Source organism: Shewanella sp. SW1 (assembly GCF_025653545.1).
GTDB lineage: Bacteria > Pseudomonadota > Gammaproteobacteria > Enterobacterales > Shewanellaceae > Shewanella > Shewanella oncorhynchi.
On sequence record NZ_JAKKSG010000005.1, the window covers coordinates 170,217 to 187,823 of the forward strand.

The 17,607-nt window shown below is 46.5% G+C and carries 15 protein-coding genes and 1 riboswitch; of the genes, 14 read left to right on the forward strand and 1 reads right to left on the reverse strand.

Annotation, left to right across the window (positions count from 1 at the left end):
* Positions 1–139 precede the first annotated feature (139 nt).
* From L5M71_RS06410 to L5M71_RS06430, 5 genes are all read left to right on the forward strand, one after another.
* The gene (locus L5M71_RS06410; protein ID WP_263169221.1) at positions 140–541 is read left to right on the forward strand and encodes a hypothetical protein; all 402 of its coding nucleotides are present in this window, start codon (positions 140–142) and stop codon (positions 539–541) included.
* A 71-nt stretch (positions 542–612) separates the two neighbouring features.
* Positions 613–1,392: a Bro-N domain-containing protein gene (locus L5M71_RS06415; protein WP_263207262.1), complete on the forward strand. Its 780-nt coding sequence runs from the start codon at positions 613–615 to the stop codon at positions 1,390–1,392.
* 159 nt (positions 1,393–1,551) lie between these two features.
* Positions 1,552–2,283 (forward strand): hypothetical protein, encoded by a 732-nt coding sequence (locus tag L5M71_RS06420; protein ID WP_263207264.1) that lies wholly within the window; start codon positions 1,552–1,554, stop codon positions 2,281–2,283.
* Positions 2,284–2,522: 239 nt separating this feature from the next.
* Positions 2,523–2,954, forward strand: coding sequence for a hypothetical protein (locus L5M71_RS06425; RefSeq protein WP_263207266.1), 432 nt, complete (start codon positions 2,523–2,525; stop codon positions 2,952–2,954).
* Between the two features lie 68 nt (positions 2,955–3,022).
* A complete protein-coding gene (locus L5M71_RS06430; protein WP_263139906.1) occupies positions 3,023–3,433 on the forward strand; it encodes a hypothetical protein in 411 nt (136 codons plus the stop codon).
* A gap of 378 nt (positions 3,434–3,811) precedes the next feature.
* Here L5M71_RS06430 and metH read toward each other — a convergent pair whose 3' ends face one another.
* A complete protein-coding gene (metH, locus tag L5M71_RS06435; protein WP_263207268.1) occupies positions 3,812–7,546 on the reverse strand; it encodes a methionine synthase in 3,735 nt (1,244 codons plus the stop codon).
* A gap of 352 nt (positions 7,547–7,898) precedes the next feature.
* Here metH and L5M71_RS06440 point away from each other — a divergent pair, with 352 nt between their 5' ends.
* The 9 genes from L5M71_RS06440 to L5M71_RS06480 all read left to right on the forward strand — a co-directional run bounded on the left by L5M71_RS06440 (position 7,899) and on the right by L5M71_RS06480 (position 17,606).
* A complete protein-coding gene (locus L5M71_RS06440) occupies positions 7,899–8,624 on the forward strand; it encodes a histidine phosphatase family protein (RefSeq protein ID WP_263207270.1) in 726 nt (241 codons plus the stop codon).
* Positions 8,625–8,845: 221 nt separating this feature from the next.
* A riboswitch (cobalamin riboswitch) is annotated at positions 8,846–9,039 on the forward strand.
* Positions 9,040–9,137: 98 nt separating this feature from the next.
* Positions 9,138–10,019, forward strand: coding sequence for an ABC transporter ATP-binding protein (locus tag L5M71_RS06445; RefSeq protein WP_263207272.1), 882 nt, complete (start codon positions 9,138–9,140; stop codon positions 10,017–10,019).
* Positions 10,016–11,146, forward strand: coding sequence for a FecCD family ABC transporter permease (locus L5M71_RS06450; RefSeq protein ID WP_263207274.1), 1,131 nt, complete (start codon positions 10,016–10,018; stop codon positions 11,144–11,146). Before L5M71_RS06445 ends, L5M71_RS06450 begins: the two co-directional genes overlap by 4 nt.
* A 208-nt stretch (positions 11,147–11,354) precedes the next feature.
* A complete protein-coding gene (cobT, locus tag L5M71_RS06455) occupies positions 11,355–12,437 on the forward strand; it encodes a nicotinate-nucleotide--dimethylbenzimidazole phosphoribosyltransferase (RefSeq protein WP_168822671.1) in 1,083 nt (360 codons plus the stop codon).
* A 106-nt stretch (positions 12,438–12,543) separates the two neighbouring features.
* Positions 12,544–13,332 (forward strand): adenosylcobinamide-GDP ribazoletransferase, encoded by a 789-nt coding sequence (locus tag L5M71_RS06460; protein WP_028759425.1) that lies wholly within the window; start codon positions 12,544–12,546, stop codon positions 13,330–13,332.
* Positions 13,329–13,955, forward strand: a complete 627-nt coding sequence (gene cobU, locus L5M71_RS06465) for a bifunctional adenosylcobinamide kinase/adenosylcobinamide-phosphate guanylyltransferase (protein WP_263207277.1) — start codon at positions 13,329–13,331, stop codon at positions 13,953–13,955. The genes L5M71_RS06460 and cobU overlap by 4 nt, the downstream gene beginning before the upstream one ends.
* A gap of 75 nt (positions 13,956–14,030) precedes the next feature.
* Positions 14,031–15,689, forward strand: a complete 1,659-nt coding sequence (locus L5M71_RS06470) for a cobyric acid synthase (RefSeq protein WP_263207279.1) — start codon at positions 14,031–14,033, stop codon at positions 15,687–15,689.
* Between the two features lie 44 nt (positions 15,690–15,733).
* Positions 15,734–16,357, forward strand: coding sequence for a cob(I)yrinic acid a,c-diamide adenosyltransferase (cobO, locus tag L5M71_RS06475; RefSeq protein ID WP_006085878.1), 624 nt, complete (start codon positions 15,734–15,736; stop codon positions 16,355–16,357).
* A 214-nt stretch (positions 16,358–16,571) separates the two neighbouring features.
* On the forward strand, positions 16,572–17,606 hold the full coding sequence (locus tag L5M71_RS06480) for a DUF2235 domain-containing protein (RefSeq protein ID WP_263207281.1): 1,035 nt from the start codon (positions 16,572–16,574) through the stop codon (positions 17,604–17,606).
* The last annotated feature ends 1 nt before the right edge of the window (position 17,607 follow it).

Consider the following 17,607-nt stretch of genomic DNA (forward strand, 5'->3'; position numbering starts at 1 on the left):
TACTGTGTTCGCTTAGTATTTGGTGTGATTAAAGTTTTGATACAGGGCTTCATAGGTGCAGTCAGCAACATCTTAATGTTGCTCGGATTTTAACGGCATAAATCGCATTTCTATCGGTAATGGACTTTGGAAGTTAGGGATGAAATCAGTTTTACAAATTACGTTGGGTATCTTGTTAGCGGGTTTGGTCACTTTGTTAGTGCGAATTGGCTATCTGAGTTATGTCGAATACCGACTGACACAAGGGCTTAATGAGTTTGCTATGCAACAAAAGCAAACGGAACTTGCTCGCCAGCTTGCTGAGTATCAGGTTCAGCAAGAGTTACAGCAAAATGCGGCTGAAAAATCCAGACTAGCCAAACAAAACGAGGCCGCTCGAATACGCAAAGCCGAAGCATGGCGCAAGTATTATCTAGTCCCCGAAGACTGTAAAAACTTTAATTCCGATGAACACATGGTCAATTGCATCAACCACAAAGCCGATGCAAAAGCAGAATTTGATAGGTCGTATGATTCAGGGGAATTGGTATTACCGCAGTAATGGAATAGAGCTCGGAAGAAACGAAGTTTTAGTTAATCGGCTATATTTTTTTAATTATAAGGATAAACGATTTGGAAAGTGAATTAATTAACATTTGTTATGAAGGTGAATCAGGGGTCTCTGATATCCGAACCTTAATATATGATGGACTACTTCATATTTCATTAAAGGATGTTTTGGTTACTTTAAACAGGGAAAATAGAGAACTAAATGAGAACCATATTCCAAAAAATATGGCTGGACTACTTAAATCTCAGTTAGAAACTCTCGAACCTGATGAATATATTTCCATTCCTGTAGGAAATGCAACATTCAAAGGTGAAACTGAAGTTTTTGTTACTCAGCCGGGTCTATATCGAGTTTTATCTAGTGATAGAAGTATGGCTGGTAAACGATTCCAAAAATGGTTATATCATGAAGTAATTCCATCCTTAACTAAACATGGTGTGTATCCTCCCCCGCCAGAAACAAAGGGATCGTTACTGACACAAATGGCTGAAGTTGTTGCTCAAAACTCTAGAATGATTGCAGACTCATTGGCGAGGCAAGATGCAATTGAACAAGATGTGATCGAAGTAAAAAATCAGCTGGGTCATGTAGTTAAAAAAATTAATTCTCTAGACGTATCTTCGAAAATAGATGAATTCATTGTCACCGTTAGAGAAAGATGCAACGAATTAGATATGGAATTAGATAGTGTAACTGAGGAACACCTTGTTGCTTGGTGCGATAACTTGAGCTTAAATAAAAATAAAAGGATTAGACGGTGTGCATCAGGTAATTGGTTAAACAGTAGATATGATTTGTTAATTATTGATGAGGCAATTTCATTGGTTTTAAATTATAAATAAAAACTAGCTGTAATAATTTAATTGCAAGTGAGTTTATGTGATTTTTTAGACATTTTATTAAATTCAATACTTTGCATTGAGTTTTCATACTAAGTTGCATGATGATGTAATAGTGGCATCATAGTTATTTTATTAGAATGATAGTTTGAGAGGTTTACAATGGTAGATTTATCTATGAATGTTAATAGGCTTTATTATTCAAATTCTGATGGGCATCAACAACGTATCCTAAGGGATTTTGTTAATCTATTTTGTAATAATTTTAATCTAGAGCTTTCTTCACCTCAGTCTAAAGTATTTTTCGAAAAGTTTAGAATTCCTAATGAGCGCGAGTTATATGGTATTTTCGTAAAGTCTTGCTTGAAATTTCAAGGCGATGTGGGTTTCATTGCAACCGAACTACAGGTTGGGCGGGAGGGTTCGAGTGTTGGACGTGTTGACTTTTTACTTTGCTATAAAGATGTACATTTTTTAATTGAATTTAAAGTCGCTCGTATTAATATTGCAAAAGATATTTCAACGCTATCTAATATTCCAAAAGTATTGCAGCCTTGGGAAAGTGCATGTGATCAAATGAAACGTCTGAATATTGAACAAATTGAAAGTGACTTGAATTATAAATATATTCGGCTACCTATAGTAGTCTATCTATATGTTAGTAATAAAGATGAAGATCTCGTTAATGATATTGCATCGGCAGTATCAATAAAGCATAAAAAATTGATTGAGGCAATCGATGATAGGCTACTTCCAAAGGTAACATTAGAATATACTAGCCCATTTGATAATTCATGGAGATGTCATAAACGCCGTAGCACATCTAAAATTGAGGGTGCTACAACTTGGTTGTATGGCTTCTCAGTTCTTGCGACTGAAATTATTGTTGAATAAATTTTTTCAACAATAAATTGTTTTTTTTGAATGGTGAGTTAGATATGCATTTCATTTTTAAATGGAATGCAAAAACAAAAAATATTGGATTCACCAATCCTTATTTAAACTATAATTTTTCGCCTATTACTTTACTCGATGCAGAAATGGTATAACGCTCTCACTATTATTGAAAATACACGGTTTCGATTTTTTAAATCTCGATTAGTAATAACTAAGCTTGAGTTTTTGGAGGTTGATTGAAGTTTTTAGTGATTATTTTCGGCATAGCTGTGTTGATATATATGCATGGAAGTGGGTTGTCTGTTGATAGCAAATGGTGGTGGGATTTACTGTTATCTTTCAATGTAAAAGCATTAAGTGAAAACTTGGGGATAGTTGTATTTTGCTTTTGGATACATCTTCCACTGATGATCATATTTTCTTTAGTATGTGCTTTGATTATTAATCGAGTTGGGTATCCAAGGTATTTTATTTACTCTGTGTTAGGTACTTCATTTTTTACATTTGTTGTGCTGCCATCACTGCCTGTTTTCGATGTGTTATTAGCTGGCGGGATGAGTCCATTACGTTTTATCGATATCTTTGTAAAAACACTCATGTTTCTGACCTTGTTCTTTGTTTTTAATATACTTGTGAAAAATTATAAAAGTTTGAATTTATTGGGTTAACTTCACTTTCAAGACGTTTCGCTGACTGTGTTTATTGATTTATTTTAGGGATGATTTAAGAGTTTTTTATGAAAAAAATTAGTTTTTTGGGTATGAGCATAGTGCTTGCTTTGACACTTGTTATCGGCCTTGCTGTTGATTTTTTGGTTGAATTTAAGTCTGAATCGATTTTTATGCAGATGAATATTTTTAGCTTTAAATTATTGTTTTCTTTACTTAGCATGCTCTGTGTGCATATTGCTATTGCAGTCACTTTTAATTTGAAACTGTTACCTATGCTTATAGGTAAAGATTATCCGTCAAATTACTTTAAATGGTCTAAATTTCGACTTATAGAAGTTTTATTTTTATTTAACTTATGGGCTATGGGTCATCTTCAATATTTCACTGTCGTAATAGTTAATTTAGCTTTGGTTGAGTTGATACACTTATATTTAGTTTATAGAAGTATCAATAATAAGCTTGAGTCTACTATATAAATTGGTAAGTTGAGGGTAATAAGGCTTGTGGCGTTGGCATAATTCTTTCAATGCGAAAAGTTAACTCTAATCTCACAGAAGTTCACCGATCCCCTGCGAAGTTGCTGAAGGGCGTTGAAGAAAATAGCGTGACGCAGACAGGACGTCTGCGTAGCTTTCGGGGGGAAGGGACGCCCCATCGGAAGCGTTAGCTATTTTCGAATAAGCACGAAGCCACTAATCAATGCATGTAACTTCGTTAGGGGCGTCTTGGAGAATCCAAGGAGGATAGGACGAGCAGTCCTCCTTGGTCGGGTGTGGGGTGAAGCCCCACGACTTTAACGCTTAATTCAAACGAAGTTTGAAAGTTTAAGCCCTGCGGGTGATTGCAGATCCCAATCACTCGGGATCATAATCCAACACTGGCGCCAGCCACTTCTCCGTCTCTGCGATAGTCATCCCTTTACGCTTGGCATAATCTTCCACTTGATCGCGGCCTATGTTACTCACGCCAAAGTAGCGGGATTTCGGGTGGGCGAAATACCAGCCCGATACTGCCGCTGTGGGGAACATGGCGTAGCTTTCGGTGATATTCAAGTCGATGGTTTCATCGGGCTTGAGCAAGTCCCATAACAAGCCTTTTTCTGTGTGGTCTGGGCATGCTGGGTAACCCGGTGCGGGGCGTATACCTTTGTATTTTTCGCGGATTAAGGCTTCATTGCTTAACTGCTCGTCGGCCGCATAACCCCAAAACTCTTTACGTACCCGTTCGTGCATCCGCTCGGCAAAGGCTTCGGCCAAACGGTCGGCTAAGCATTTGAGCATGATGGCGTTGTAGTCGTCGTGGTTGGCTTCAAAACGCGCCACATGTTCGTCTATGCCGTGGCCTGTGGTCACCGCAAAGCCGCCCATGTAATCGGCGACGCCTGAGTCTTTTGGCGCAACAAAGTCAGATAGACAGAAGTTGTCGTTACCGACACGCTCAAGCTGCATCCGCAGGTGATGTGTGGTCATTTCAACTGTGGTACGCGACTCATCGGTGTACAGCTCAATGTCGTCGTAATTAACGGTATTGGCAGGGAATAAGCCGATAACCGCTTTCGCCGTGAGCCACTTTTCTTCGATGATTTGCTTGAGCATGGCCTGACCATCGGCGAACAGCTTTTGCGCCTCAACGCCCACCACTTTGTCGGTGAGGATTTCGGGGTAATGGCCATGTAATTCCCACGAGCGGAAAAACGGTGTCCAGTCGATACGCTCGACTAAGTCTTCTAATGGATAATTATCAAATACTTGGCGACCGAGCACGTTTGGCGTGAACGGGGTGTAGTTGGCCCAATCGTGTTGGCAACGGTTTTCGCGGGCCGCTTCGAGTGACACAATTTCTTTGCGTTTAGCCTGTGATAAACGTTTAGTGCGCATGTCATCGTATTCGGCATAGGTTTCGTCGATTGTCGCTTGGCGAGTCTCGTTGTTGATGAGTTTACTTACCATAGGCACGGCGCGGGACGCATCGGCGATATAAATGGCGCCATGGGGATAATGGGGCGCAATCTTCACCGCTGTGTGGATTTTTGAGCAAGTGGCGCCGCCGATAATCGCCGGAATGGTTAAGCCTTCGCGGTGGAAGGTTTTCACGTTATGCACCATCTCGTCCAGACTCGGAGTGATGAGGCCCGACATGCCGATGATATCGATATTGTGTTCTTTCACGGCGTCGAGAATTCGCTCCACCGACACCATCACGCCTAAATCGAATACCTCAAAACCGTTACAGGCGAGCACCACGCCGACGATATTCTTGCCGATATCGTGCACGTCGCCTTTTACCGTCACCATCAAAATCTTGCCGTTAGATTGGCCTTCGACCTTTTCTAGCTCGATATAGGGGTTTAAGTAAGCCACGGCTTTTTTCATTACCCGCGCCGATTTCACCACCTGCGGCAGGAACATCTTGCCCGAGCCGAATAAGTCACCGACTACGTTCATGCCGTCCATCAAGGCGCCTTCAATCACATCCAGTGGACGTTTCGCTTCTTGGCGAGCGGCTTCGGTATCTTCATCGATAAATTCGGTAATGCCTTTGACGAGCGCATGGGATAAGCGTTGACTCACCGGCCAGCTGCGCCATTCTAAATCTTCTTTTTTACCGACCTGCGCGCCATCACCGCGGAATTTCTCCGCGATTTCAAGTAACTGCTCGGTATTGCTTGAGCCTTCAACTGGGCAGGGCAAGTTAAGCACCACGTTTTCGACCCGCACTTTAAGTTCAGGGTCGATATCGTCGTAAATGGCTAACTGACCCGCGTTGACAATGCCCATGTCCATGCCGACTTTGATGGCGTGGTACAGGAAAACGGCGTGAATCGCCTCGCGCACTGGGTTGTTACCGCGGAATGAGAACGACACGTTCGACACGCCGCCCGAAATCATCGCGTGGGGCAGGGTGGCTTTAATCGCTTTAATGGCATCAATAAAATCGACGGCATAGTTGTCGTGTTCATCGATACCGGTGGCGATGGCAAAAATGTTCGGGTCGAAGATGATGTCTTCTGGCGGAAAGCCGACCTTATCAACCAGCACCCGATAGGCGCGGGTACAAATTTCGATTTTACGCGCTTTAGTGTCGGCCTGACCTTGCTCATCGAATGCCATGATAATGGCCGCCGCGCCGTAGCGTTTCACTAAGGTGGCTTGCTCAATAAACTTGGCTTCGCCTTCTTTGAGGGAAATAGAGTTAACTATGCCCTTGCCTTGAATACATTTGAGGCCAGCTTCGATCACTTCCCATTTAGAGGAGTCGATCATAATCGGTACGCGGCTGATGTCGGGCTCAGAGGCAATCAAGTTCAAAAACTTGTGCATGATCTCGGCGCCATCGAGCATGCCTTCGTCCATGTTGATGTCGATGATTTGCGCGCCGCTTTCGACCTGCTCGCGGGCGACATCGAGCGCTTGCTCAAACTTGCCTTCTTTGATCAACTTTAAAAACTTAGCCGAGCCTGTGACGTTGGTGCGCTCACCCACGTTAACGAACAGGGATTGGGCGTCGATAGTCAGTGGTTCCAAACCTGCCAAGCGGCAAGCGACTGGAATGTCCGGCAAAATACGCGGGTCATGACGGCTCACCGCTTCGCGGATCACGCGGATATGTTCAGGCGTACTACCACAACAACCCCCGATAATATTGAGCATGCCTTCGCGCGCCCAATCTTCGATCACATTCGCCATGTCTTCTGGGGTTTCATCGTAACCGCCAAACTCGTTCGGCAGGCCTGCATTCGGATGCGCCGACACATAACACTCACTGATGCGGGATAATTCTTCCACATAGGGGCGTAATTCTTTTGGCCCAAGTGCACAGTTAAGACCGATAGATAACGGCTTGATATGGCGAAGGGAATTGTAAAAGGCTTCGGTCGTTTGGCCAGTCAGTGTGCGGCCAGAGGCATCGGTAATGGTGCCCGAAATCATGATAGGCAGTCTGTCTTTAGAATGCTGACCGAATAAGTCATCAAATACCGATTCAATCGCAAACAGCGCGGCTTTGGCGTTTAAGGTATCGAATATGGTCTCGACCATAATGATATCCGCGCCGCCCTCAATCAGTGCCTTAGTGGATTCTTTGTAAGCAGTCACTAACTCATCGAAGCTGACGTTGCGATAGCCAGGGTCGTTCACATCAGGGCTAATCGAACACGTACGGTTAGTGGGGCCTAACACACCGGCGACGTAGCGTGGAATGCCTGTGGCAGCAAAGGCTTCATCACAGGCTTCACGGGCGAGGCGCGCGCCGACTAAGTTAATTTCGGCGGACAGCGACTGCATGTCGTAGTCGGCCATGGCGATGGTGGTGGCGTTAAAGGTGTTGGTTTCAATGATGTCTGCACCGGCGTTTAAGTAGTCGGTGTGAATTTGTTTGATGATGTGAGGCTGTGACAAGACCAAGAGGTCGTTGTTACCTTTGACATCCGTATGCCAATCTTTAAAGCGTTCGCCGCGATAGTCCTCTTCTTCCAGTTTGTAGCCTTGGATCATAGTGCCCATGGCACCGTCTAAGATCAGAATGCGCTCTGCAAGCTGTTTGCGAATGTCTGCTAATATTTGGCTGGCTTTGGTTGAGGGTATCGTCATAAATAATTACCTTAAATACAGCTAAGTTAAGTCCAAAAATCGGCCATTGTTATGCTAAGTGCATTTTATTGTCGTCAGCCGACATTTTTTTGAATACTTGTTCTTAAAAATTTGTTTTGGACATTTAAACGTATAGACGTCCATAATACGCGACTTATGATTGTCAGGGCAAGGTCAAAATTGACTGACGATAATTGAGTCCTAGCGCCACTTTATCCCCAGTTTAACGGTTTTTTTGCTGGGCTAGTTGTATTGTTAGTCGTTGGACTAGGACGTAATTGAGTATATAGGACGACGGGTCTAATGTGGGGCTTCAACAAAATTTGCCATGAGTGATAGACATAGGAATACGATGAAACAAGTTCGATTGTTATTGTTGCGTCACGGCGAGTGCGAAGGCGGCGCCATTTTACGCGGCCGTGTGGATGTGCCTTTAAGTGAAAAGGGCTGGCAGCAAATGTCGGCAGCGGTTGAGGCGCAGGCAAGTACCTGCAGCGCTATCTACAGCTCGACTTCACGCCGCTGCGCCGAATTTGCCCAAGCCTTTGCCGCCGAGCTGCATTCGACGGCGGCGCTGGTATCTGAGTCAAGGCCATTGCAGGCGCAGTTTTTAACGGGTTTACAGGAAATTGATTTTGGCGATTGGGACGGTCGTCGGCTCGATGAACTGTATCAACAAGCGGGCGAACATTTAGCGGCCTATTGGCAAAACCCTTGGCAAACACCGCCGCCCAATGGGGAAACTATGGCTAGTTTCGAGTCGCGGGTGAATGGGACGATTGACCAGATACTCGCCGCCGAGTTTAAACGATTGACCCTTGACTCACATAAAATGGGTAATGAAAACAGTGCCGTTAATGAAACCGCTGACAATATGCCAACCACTCAAGTGTGGGTCGTGACCCACGGCGGGGTGATCCGTCACTTAATGGCGCGTGCCTTAGGGGTTGAACGGGCGGTGGGGTTTTATAGTCAACTCGATTTACCCGTGGCGGCCGTGGTGAGCGTTAATGTGCTGCAAGATGAACAGGGTGCCTGCTATTGGCGTTTAGATTGGCCGAGTGGGCGCAGGTGTTGAGGCCTTATTTCACTATCTCGGCGCTATCATGTAGGCGTGATTGTTTGGCGAGAATAAGCTGACATGAAAATATTCTGATTTAAACAGCATTGCCTAATGGGATAGATGTAGGATAATGCTTTTCCCTGACGTTTGAACGAGATAGCGTATTACATGCGCAATGAGTGATAACGTCGCAGAAATAGGTGTTGGGAATAGACTCTCTTTGTTCGAATCGCTCCGTTGTTTTAATTCACAGTGGCGTTGTTAACAAAGAGCATATCAACCCAAACATAATAGGGAATCGGGGAGCTGCTTGTTAGTCAGCCAGAACTGTGCCCGCAACTGTGAGTAGTTTAAAGAAGCACCTAGATTCTAGAGCCTAGCCCCTTCTTTTCTACAAGTCAGGAGACCTGCCTATTTCTGTTATCGCTGCGTGCAGCCTTAGTTCTCGAGCGGGTGACTCGAGGGAGCAGATGACAATATGCACAACCTTTTTTATACAGGTTTGGACTCGATAGGAGCGCCGCTTAGGTGAAACTTTCCGCAATCCAAACTAATAGCCCCGTGAATGACAGTGACACTAACCCGTCATTGAGCCCGTCAGTCGCGCTCAATGTGAGCCAGTTGAGCTGGTGTATCGATGGCAAAACCATTCTTTCCGATATTAACTTTACGCTGCCAACGGGGCAGATGCTGGGGCTGATTGGCCCTAACGGTGCGGGCAAGTCTAGCTTGCTGCGCTGTTTGTATCGGTTTGTTCGCCCAACTCAGGGAAAAATTACCCTTTTTGATCAAGATATTGAGCGCTTGTCGCCCAAGGCGTTTGCCTGTCGCGTTGCCGTAGTGCAGCAGGATACACCGCACTATTTTGACCTCACCACAGAGCAATTGGTCAGTATGGGCTTAACGCCCCACAAGGGTATGTTCGATACCAATTCGAGCTGTGATATTGAGCGTATTACTAAGGCTTTAGAGAAAGTAGGCTTGAGCCATAAGATGCACCAACAATATGAGCACTTATCTGGCGGTGAAAAGCAACGCGCCTTGATTGCCCGTGCCATAGTGCAGCAGCCGCAGCTTTTAATCCTCGATGAGCCAACGAACCACCTCGATGTGCGCTATCAAATTCAAATCCTCGAATTGGTGCGTAGTCTTGGCATTAGCGTGATTGCCTCTATTCATGATCTTAATTTAGCCAGTGCCCTGTGCGACAGTTTGTTGTTGATCCATAACGGGGAAGTCAGCGCTATGGGGACGCCAACCGAAGTATTAACCGAGGCGCGAATTGGCGATGTGTTTGGCGTGTGTGCTCAGGTATCGCCCCATCCACAACATAAAAAGCCCTTAATCAGCTATTTTTATGGTTACCACCATGTAGATCATGGCCTGAACGAGCGAGGCGAAGGTGGATGACTCCGGGGAGTAAACAATATTTCATCTCATATTTGGGGCGTATCGTGACACCGTTGACGAGACAACAACTGATGCTGCTCGTATTAGGTATCATCACTTTGATAACGCCTATTGTCGCGACGAGTTTTGGTGCGGCGAACATCAGTTTTATGAATGTTATTCAAGTATTTATCAATAAGGCGACGAACCTCACTCAAGCCAATGGCATGACTGAGCGCATTGTGATGGAGCTCAGGCTACCGCGCATTTTACTGGCTTTTGTGGCGGGTGCGGGTTTGTCACTGGCGGGCAGTGTGTTGCAAACCGTGACTCGCAATCCGCTCGCCGATCCCTATTTGTTTGGCATTAGCTCTGGCGCGTCCTTTGGCGCTGTGGTGATGTTGACCTTATTCACTGGCTCTGGATTTTTTGATAATGCGGGCATGGCGGCACATTCTGGGCTTTTTAGCGGTTCGGGCGCCTTGTCTGGATTACTTTGGTTTAGCTTGCCCTTGGGCGCTTTTATTGGCGCGAGTTTGTCGGTGCTAATAGTGCTGGCTTTGTCTGGGCTTGGGCTCAATAGCCAAGTGGAGCGCATGCTGCTCTCTGGTGTGGCGACCTCCTTTATGTTCGGCGCATTAACGAGTCTGCTACTGTATTTCGCCAGTCCGCAGGCGACAGCCTCTGTGCTGTTTTGGAGTTTAGGCAGTTTTGCAAAGGCCAGTTGGTCCTTGTTAGTACTGCCAACACTGGTGATTGGCGCGAGTTTATTCATTATTTTAGGCATGAAACGGCAGATCATGGCGTTGCAGGCGGGGGATGAAACGGCGCATACCTTAGGGGTGAATGTGCCTAAGCTGCGGCTCAATATGTTGCTGCTTTGCTCCTTGATTACCGCTATTTTGGTGGCTACCTGTGGCGGTATCGGTTTTGTCGGGTTAATGATCCCCCATACCGTGCGTATGCTATTCCCCGGTCGTCAGCCAATTTTATTAACGGCGCTGGTGGGCGGATTATTTATGGTGTGGATTGATGTATTAGCGCGCTGTTTATTGGGTAATCAAGAGTTGCCCGTGGGCATTATCACGGCCGCCATAGGTAGCATGTTCTTTTTGCTGATTTTACGTAAGCGTAGAGTCATGCCGTAAATACAAGGTCATGCCGTAGGCGCCTAGTCAGGATGTAAACCCAGAGTTAAGTCGTCATCCTAGAGTCATGTCGTAAGTGCAGACTGACGGGATAATCAGTATTTCTGTTGATATCCCACCCGCGATTGGAAATGCACAATTGGACATGTTCGTCATAGACGCGGGATGCGTTGTGGTTATTTAATGTAGATTACAAAGTGGAGTGTGGATGTCTCAGTCAGCCGTGTCTTTTCAAATAAGCCCTGTGAGTAAAGCGCAGGATCTGGTGATTCTGCAGAAAATTGATCTTAAGACTAAGCCGCCCGGCGCCTTAGGTCAGCTCGAATCCTTAGCCTTGCAGATTGCCCGCGTGCAAACGACTGATTTGCAAAAAACGGAGCAGCCACAAACGGATGTGCTCAAAATAGTCCATCCAACCATGTTAGTGTTTGCGGGGGATCATGGCATTGCCGCAGAAGGCGTGTCGATTGCCCCTAGCGAAGTGACTCATCAAATGGTGCAAAACTTTGCCCATGGCGGCGCCGCGATTAACGTTTTTTGTCGGCAGGTGGGCTTTAAGCTCGAAGTGATCGATTGCGGTATTTTAACGCCAGTTGAAGGGGTTGAAGGTATTATCGATCAACGTCTTGGCGCTGGAACGGGTGCAATCCATTTAGAGCCCGCGATGACGTTGGAAACCGTCGATAAAGGCTTTGCTATGGCGCGCGATTTGATTGAACGTCACCATCAAGCGGGTTGTAACTTAGTCGCCTTTGGCGAAATGGGCATAGGCAATACCTCCTCTGCTGCGGCCATTATGGCGGCGATTATGCAGCTGGATGTGATTGATTGTGTCGGCCGTGGTACGGGCATTAATAGCGAAACCTTAGAACGTAAATTGATGCTGATTGAGCTTGCGTTATTGCTGCATCAAAGCGCCTTAACTGGGCCTAAGTCAGTGTTAGCTTGCCTAGGAGGCTTTGAAATTGTGCAGATGACGGGAGCTATGTTAGCTGCCGCTGAACGTAAAATGCTGGTGGTCGTGGACGGTTTTATCGCGACAGCGGCGGCATTAGTCGCGGTGCAAATCGCCCCCAATGTGCGTGATTATTTGATTTTTGCCCATCAATCCGATGAGCAAGGTCATCTGCGAATGTTAGAATTTTTGCAAGCTAAACCTTTATTATCCCTAGGGCTAAGGTTAGGCGAAGGTACGGGTGCAGCCTTGGCGTTGCCGCTTATTCAAGCCTCAGTAAATTTTTACAATCAAATGGCGAGTTTTAGTGATGCGGGGATTGAGGCTGTTGTATGATGTGCTCTGCTAAGTCGCTTATTTTACTTATTTAAAATAATAGCTTTTTAGCCAACCGTTTTAATTTTAAACCTTGCAGCAAGTGTGAATTCACTAAGGATGCTTTATGTCAGAACGCGAAAGCTGGCACAAAGAGATAGATTTATTTTTAGTTGCCATGGGCTATTTTACCCGCATTCCTATGCCTAAGTGGGTCGAAGTCGATAGCGATAAGTTGAATAAGGCCAGCCGTTATTTCGGTCTCGTCGGTCTTCTGGTCGGTTTGTTAAGCGCCATAGTGTTTTGGCTGACGCAGAACTGGCTCCCCGCTGGCGTTTCTGTTCTTTTAGCTATGTTGGTTGGCGTCTTGCTCACGGGCGGATTCCATGAGGATGGCCTCGCCGATACCTTCGACGGTTTTGGCGGGGGTTGGACGGCTGAAGACAAGCTGCGGATCATGAAAGACTCGCGCCTTGGCAGTTATGGCGCACTGGCGCTGATGTTGGCCTTGCTGCTGAAATGGCAGTTGCTAGTCGAGTTGGCCCTGTACGATCCTGTCGTGGCGGGTTCAGCACTTATCGTCGCGCACACAGTGAGCCGTGTGGTATCAGCCAGTATCATCTTTAGTGAAAAATATGTCCGCGATGACGAGACCAGTAAGTCTAAGCCGCTATCGCAACATCAAGGCATTAATGAGCTGCTTATCCTGATCGCCAGCGGCGTATTAGTGCTGTTATTCCTCAAGGGGTTAGCGGCATTGTCATTGCTGTTGGTGATGATAGGACTGCGCCGTTTGATCATAGTGATCTTTAGACGCCAGATTGGCGGTTACACGGGTGATACCTTAGGCGCGGCGCAGCAAATATCTGAAATTGTGTGTTATTTTGTATTGCTCGTTGTGGGTAACATACTGTGATCCACCTCGTCCTAGGCGGCGCCCGTAGCGGTAAGAGTCGCTACGGCGAAGCCTTAGTGCGTCAGTATACTGCGCTTGGCTTCGATGCTTGCTATGTGGCGACGGCGCAGGCGCTAGATGATGAAATGGCGACACGTATCGCCAAGCATCAAGCGGGACGATCGGACGATGGTATCGAATGGCAATTGTTTGAAGAGTCGCTCGCCCTCACTGCACTGTTAAAACAGTTAGCAAAACCTGGGCGAGTGATTTTAGTAGACTGTTTAACTCTTTGGTTAACTAATCAATTACTTGCATCGAACGTTAACATCGATGATGAACCCGCGCCGACTGAGTGGAATGCGACTGACTTTGCCGTTTCAACCTCTGCTACTTCAATCTCTGACGATAAAGCTTATGCGAGTTGGCAGGCCGAGAAAACAGCTTTTGTGGATTCCCTCGTCGAGCTCGAGGGAGTGGTGATTTTGATCAGTAACGAAGTCGGTTCTGGCATAGTGCCATTAGGTGAGTTGAGCCGACAATTTGTCGATGAAGCGGGCTGGTTGAATCAAGCTGTGGCGAACTTAGCGGACAATGTCACCTTAGTGGTCGCTGGTTTACCCTTAGCACTAAAACCACTTTAATCTAAATAAGTTAAGTGATGTTGAGACTGAGCTTTTATCTTTATCCCTGCAAACTAGAATAAGCCTTTTAAACCTATGTCCTCTCCAAACACAGACAACACCGCCTGTGCTAATGCACTCGATACCGCTGACGCTTTAGCTATTCATTCTGCAGCTAATCTTGTGGTGAATACGCCTGCTGTTAATTCACCTCGTCGCGCAAAAGTCTTGATGGTGCAGGGCACAACATCCGATGCGGGCAAGAGCACCTTAGTCGCAGGCATTTGTCGTTTGCTCGCTCGTCAGGGGATTAAGGTTGCGCCCTTTAAGCCGCAAAATATGGCGCTCAATAGCGCTGTCACTATAGATGGCGGCGAGATTGGCCGCGCACAGGCCTTACAAGCCGTGGCCTGTTATCTTGAGCCCCATACCGATTTTAATCCCATACTGCTTAAACCTAGCTCGGACACGGGCGCGCAAATTATTGTTCATGGCAAAGCCCTGACAACACTCGAAGCCTCGGCCTTTTTTGGACCTAAATCTAAGGATTACAAGGCAATGGCGCTCGGTGCTGTGCTGGAATCCTTTGAGCGATTGACGGGCCAGTATCAAACCATAGTGGTTGAAGGCGCGGGTAGTCCAGCGGAGATCAATCTGCGCGAAGGTGATATCGCCAACATGGGATTTGCCGAAACCGTGGATTGTCCTGTGATTATCATTGCCGATATCGATAAAGGTGGCGTATTTGCCCATTTGGTCGGGACCTTGGCCTTGTTATCAGAATCCGAACAGACGCGGGTAAAGGGCTTTGTGATCAACCGTTTCCGTGGTGATATTAGCCTGTTGCAATCAGGGCTCGATTGGCTTGAAGCTTATACTCAAAAGCCTGTTTTAGGCGTGTTGCCTTATCTGCATGATTTACATCTCGATGCCGAAGATGCGCTGATAAGCTCGCCGACCAAAGGCGCTAACAGCCGCTTAAAAGTACGGGTATTAGTGTACCCAAGGATCAGTAATCACACAGATTTTGATCCGCTGCGGCTGCATCCCGATATTGATTTTGACTATGTGTCGTTGCAAACCCAAGCCGCGAGTCACGCGACTCATTTGCCCGCCGCCGATGTATTGATCTTGCCCGGCAGTAAGAATGTGCGCGCCGATTTAGCCTTTTTACGCCAGCAAGGTTGGGATAAAGATATTGCCACACACCTGCGTTACGGCGGCAAAGTGCTCGGAATTTGCGGCGGCTACCAAATGTTAGGCCAAAGCATTGCCGATCCCTTAGGCATTGAAGACAGTGCGGGCGATACCGCTGGACTTGGCTACCTGCCGCTGAGCACAGAACTCAAAGCCGAAAAACAGTTACGGCGAGTGAGAGGTGAGCTAACGTTACTTGGGCAAAAGGTTGCTGTGAAGGGCTATGAAATCCACTGCGGTGAATCAAGCTATCTTATCCCTAGGCTTGAACAAACGAATGCGCCCTTGCAGTTAATCCCTGAATCGACATCATTAACCGCGCCAGCGATGAGTTTTGCCGATGGCCTGCAAAGCGATGATGGGCAAATCTTAGGTACTTATTTACATGGGCTATTTGATAGCCCTGATGCCTGTCAGCTGATCCTGCGCTGGGCAGGATTAAACGATGCTAAGGCGATAGATATCAATCAAATACGTGAGCAGCAACTCGATCGTTTAGCCGATGTGTTAGCCGAGCATTTAGACATGCAAAAATTACAGCCAATTTTAGAAGCATAAGTTTTAGAAGCAGACATTTTTAGCAGCAGAGTGAAGAGAAGACCATGACAGCACAGAACGACAACGAACAAGCGCAAATCAAGGCCGAACGCCACAAGGCTCGTCAACAGAAAGTGAAAGCAGGTGTGGATGCTAAAATTGCCGCCGCCCAAGAGGAGAAGGGGATTCTGCTGGTGTTAACCGGTAACGGTAAAGGCAAATCGACCTCAGGTTTTGGCACTGTGGCCCGCGCCGTCGGTCACGGTAAAAAAGCCGCGGTAGTGCAATTTATCAAAGGCACTTGGGAGTGCGGTGAGCGCAATTTACTCGAAGGTGCAGGGGTTGAGTTTCATGTAATGGGCACAGGTTTTACCTGGGAAACCCAAGATAAAGAAAAGGATACCGCCGCCGCTGTACTCGCTTGGGAAGCCGCCGAAAAGCTGCTGCAAGATGAGAGCATAGATTGCCTTATGCTCGATGAACTCACCTATATGGTGAGCTATCACTATCTGGATGTGGAACGCGTGCTTAGCGCACTTAAAAATCGCCCACCGATGCAGCATGTGATTATCACTGGCCGTGCTTGCCACCGTGCCATCATCGAGCTTGCAGATACGGTCAGCGAAGTGCAGCCGCTGAAACACGCCTTTGAAGCGGGTATCAAGGCACAGCAAGGTTTTGATTACTAATCGAACCTTAAATGTCGGCGCATAAGTGACGCAGCATTGTTGGTTGCAATGTTAAGTAAGACGCGCGAATGGCTTTAGCACAGGCATAAAATGCGCTAAGTTTGAGGACTAGTAACTGCCTATTAGTGACTAGCAACTAGCGACAATTTGTTGTTAGCGACTATGGGTTAGCCACTAACCGTTGAGCGTTCAAAGTGTTCTCAAGGATGATCCTATGAATAAACGTATTGTGATTTGTGCCGATGGGACTTGGAATCGGCCCGAGAAAGATCTTAAGGTCGATTTCCCAACCAATGTGCTGCGCCTCGCGCGGGCTATTAGCCCCTTGGCCAGTGACGGCAAACCCCAACAGGTATTTTATGATTGGGGCGTGGGTTCCTATTACGATCAAACCATCGGTGGCGCAACAGGGCGCGGTTTACATAAAAACATCATGGATGGGTATCGCTATATAGTGCAAAACTATTCCCCCGGCGATGAGATTTATCTCTTTGGTTTTAGCCGCGGTGCTTACACTGTGCGTTGCTTGTGTGGCTTGATTAATAACTGCGGCATACTCAAACGTCCCGATGCGGCGTTGATTCAACAAGCTTTCGACCACTATAAAAAAAGCAGTGCGCCCTTTGCGCCTGATGGTGAAAAATCCCTAGATTTTAGAGCGAGATACAGTCATGAATCTCGGGAAATTAAGTTTGTTGGCGTGTGGGATACCGTGGGTGCTATGGGGATCCCTATTTCATTTTTAGGCTTGTTCGAAGATAAAGACGAGTTTTACGACACTAAAATTGGCCGCAATGTGCGCGTTGCCCGTCATGCCTTAGCCATAGATGAACATCGCAGTGATTTTGAGCCGACTATTTGGCAACTACGCGACAATATGGACATGCAGCAAGTGTGGTTTGCGGGCGCCCATAGCAATATTGGCGGCAGTTATAAACCTGATAAAGACGGTTCATTGTTGTCGGATATTGCACTGTTGTGGATGATATCCGAGGCGCAGAAATTTAATTTAAGCCTAGAGCCACATTTAACGGCAAGTTTACATCCTAATCCACTCGCGACTTTACATGACTCGAGACGCAGTTTTTATCGGATAAAACAGGAATATTTACGACCACTCGACCCTGAGCAAGTCCCAGTACCTTTGCATCATTCGGTGAAGGACCGCTGGGATCAAGATCCTCAGTATCGCCCGAAGAATCTACAAACTTATATCGAACACTATGGCTGGCCAGAGCAGCTAGTTTAAC

Bases quoted from the DNA above. Each gene is read 5' to 3' on its own strand.
- cobT (WP_168822671.1), top strand. From the start codon at position 11,355: ATGTCTCAGTCAGCCGTGTCTTTTCAAATAAGCCCTGTGAGTAAAGCG.
- L5M71_RS06480 (WP_263207281.1), top strand. From the start codon at position 16,572: ATGAATAAACGTATTGTGATTTGTGCCGATGGGACTTGGAATCGGCCC.
- L5M71_RS06470 (WP_263207279.1), top strand. From the start codon at position 14,031: ATGTCCTCTCCAAACACAGACAACACCGCCTGTGCTAATGCACTCGAT.
- L5M71_RS06450 (WP_263207274.1), top strand. From the start codon at position 10,016: ATGACTCCGGGGAGTAAACAATATTTCATCTCATATTTGGGGCGTATC.
- cobO (WP_006085878.1), top strand. From the start codon at position 15,734: ATGACAGCACAGAACGACAACGAACAAGCGCAAATCAAGGCCGAACGC.
- L5M71_RS06430 (WP_263139906.1), top strand. From the start codon at position 3,023: ATGAAAAAAATTAGTTTTTTGGGTATGAGCATAGTGCTTGCTTTGACA.
- L5M71_RS06420 (WP_263207264.1), top strand. From the start codon at position 1,552: ATGGTAGATTTATCTATGAATGTTAATAGGCTTTATTATTCAAATTCT.
- L5M71_RS06410 (WP_263169221.1), top strand. From the start codon at position 140: ATGAAATCAGTTTTACAAATTACGTTGGGTATCTTGTTAGCGGGTTTG.
- metH (WP_263207268.1), bottom strand. From the start codon at position 7,546: ATGACGATACCCTCAACCAAAGCCAGCCAAATATTAGCAGACATTCGC.
- L5M71_RS06460 (WP_028759425.1), top strand. From the start codon at position 12,544: ATGTCAGAACGCGAAAGCTGGCACAAAGAGATAGATTTATTTTTAGTT.
- L5M71_RS06440 (WP_263207270.1), top strand. From the start codon at position 7,899: ATGAAACAAGTTCGATTGTTATTGTTGCGTCACGGCGAGTGCGAAGGC.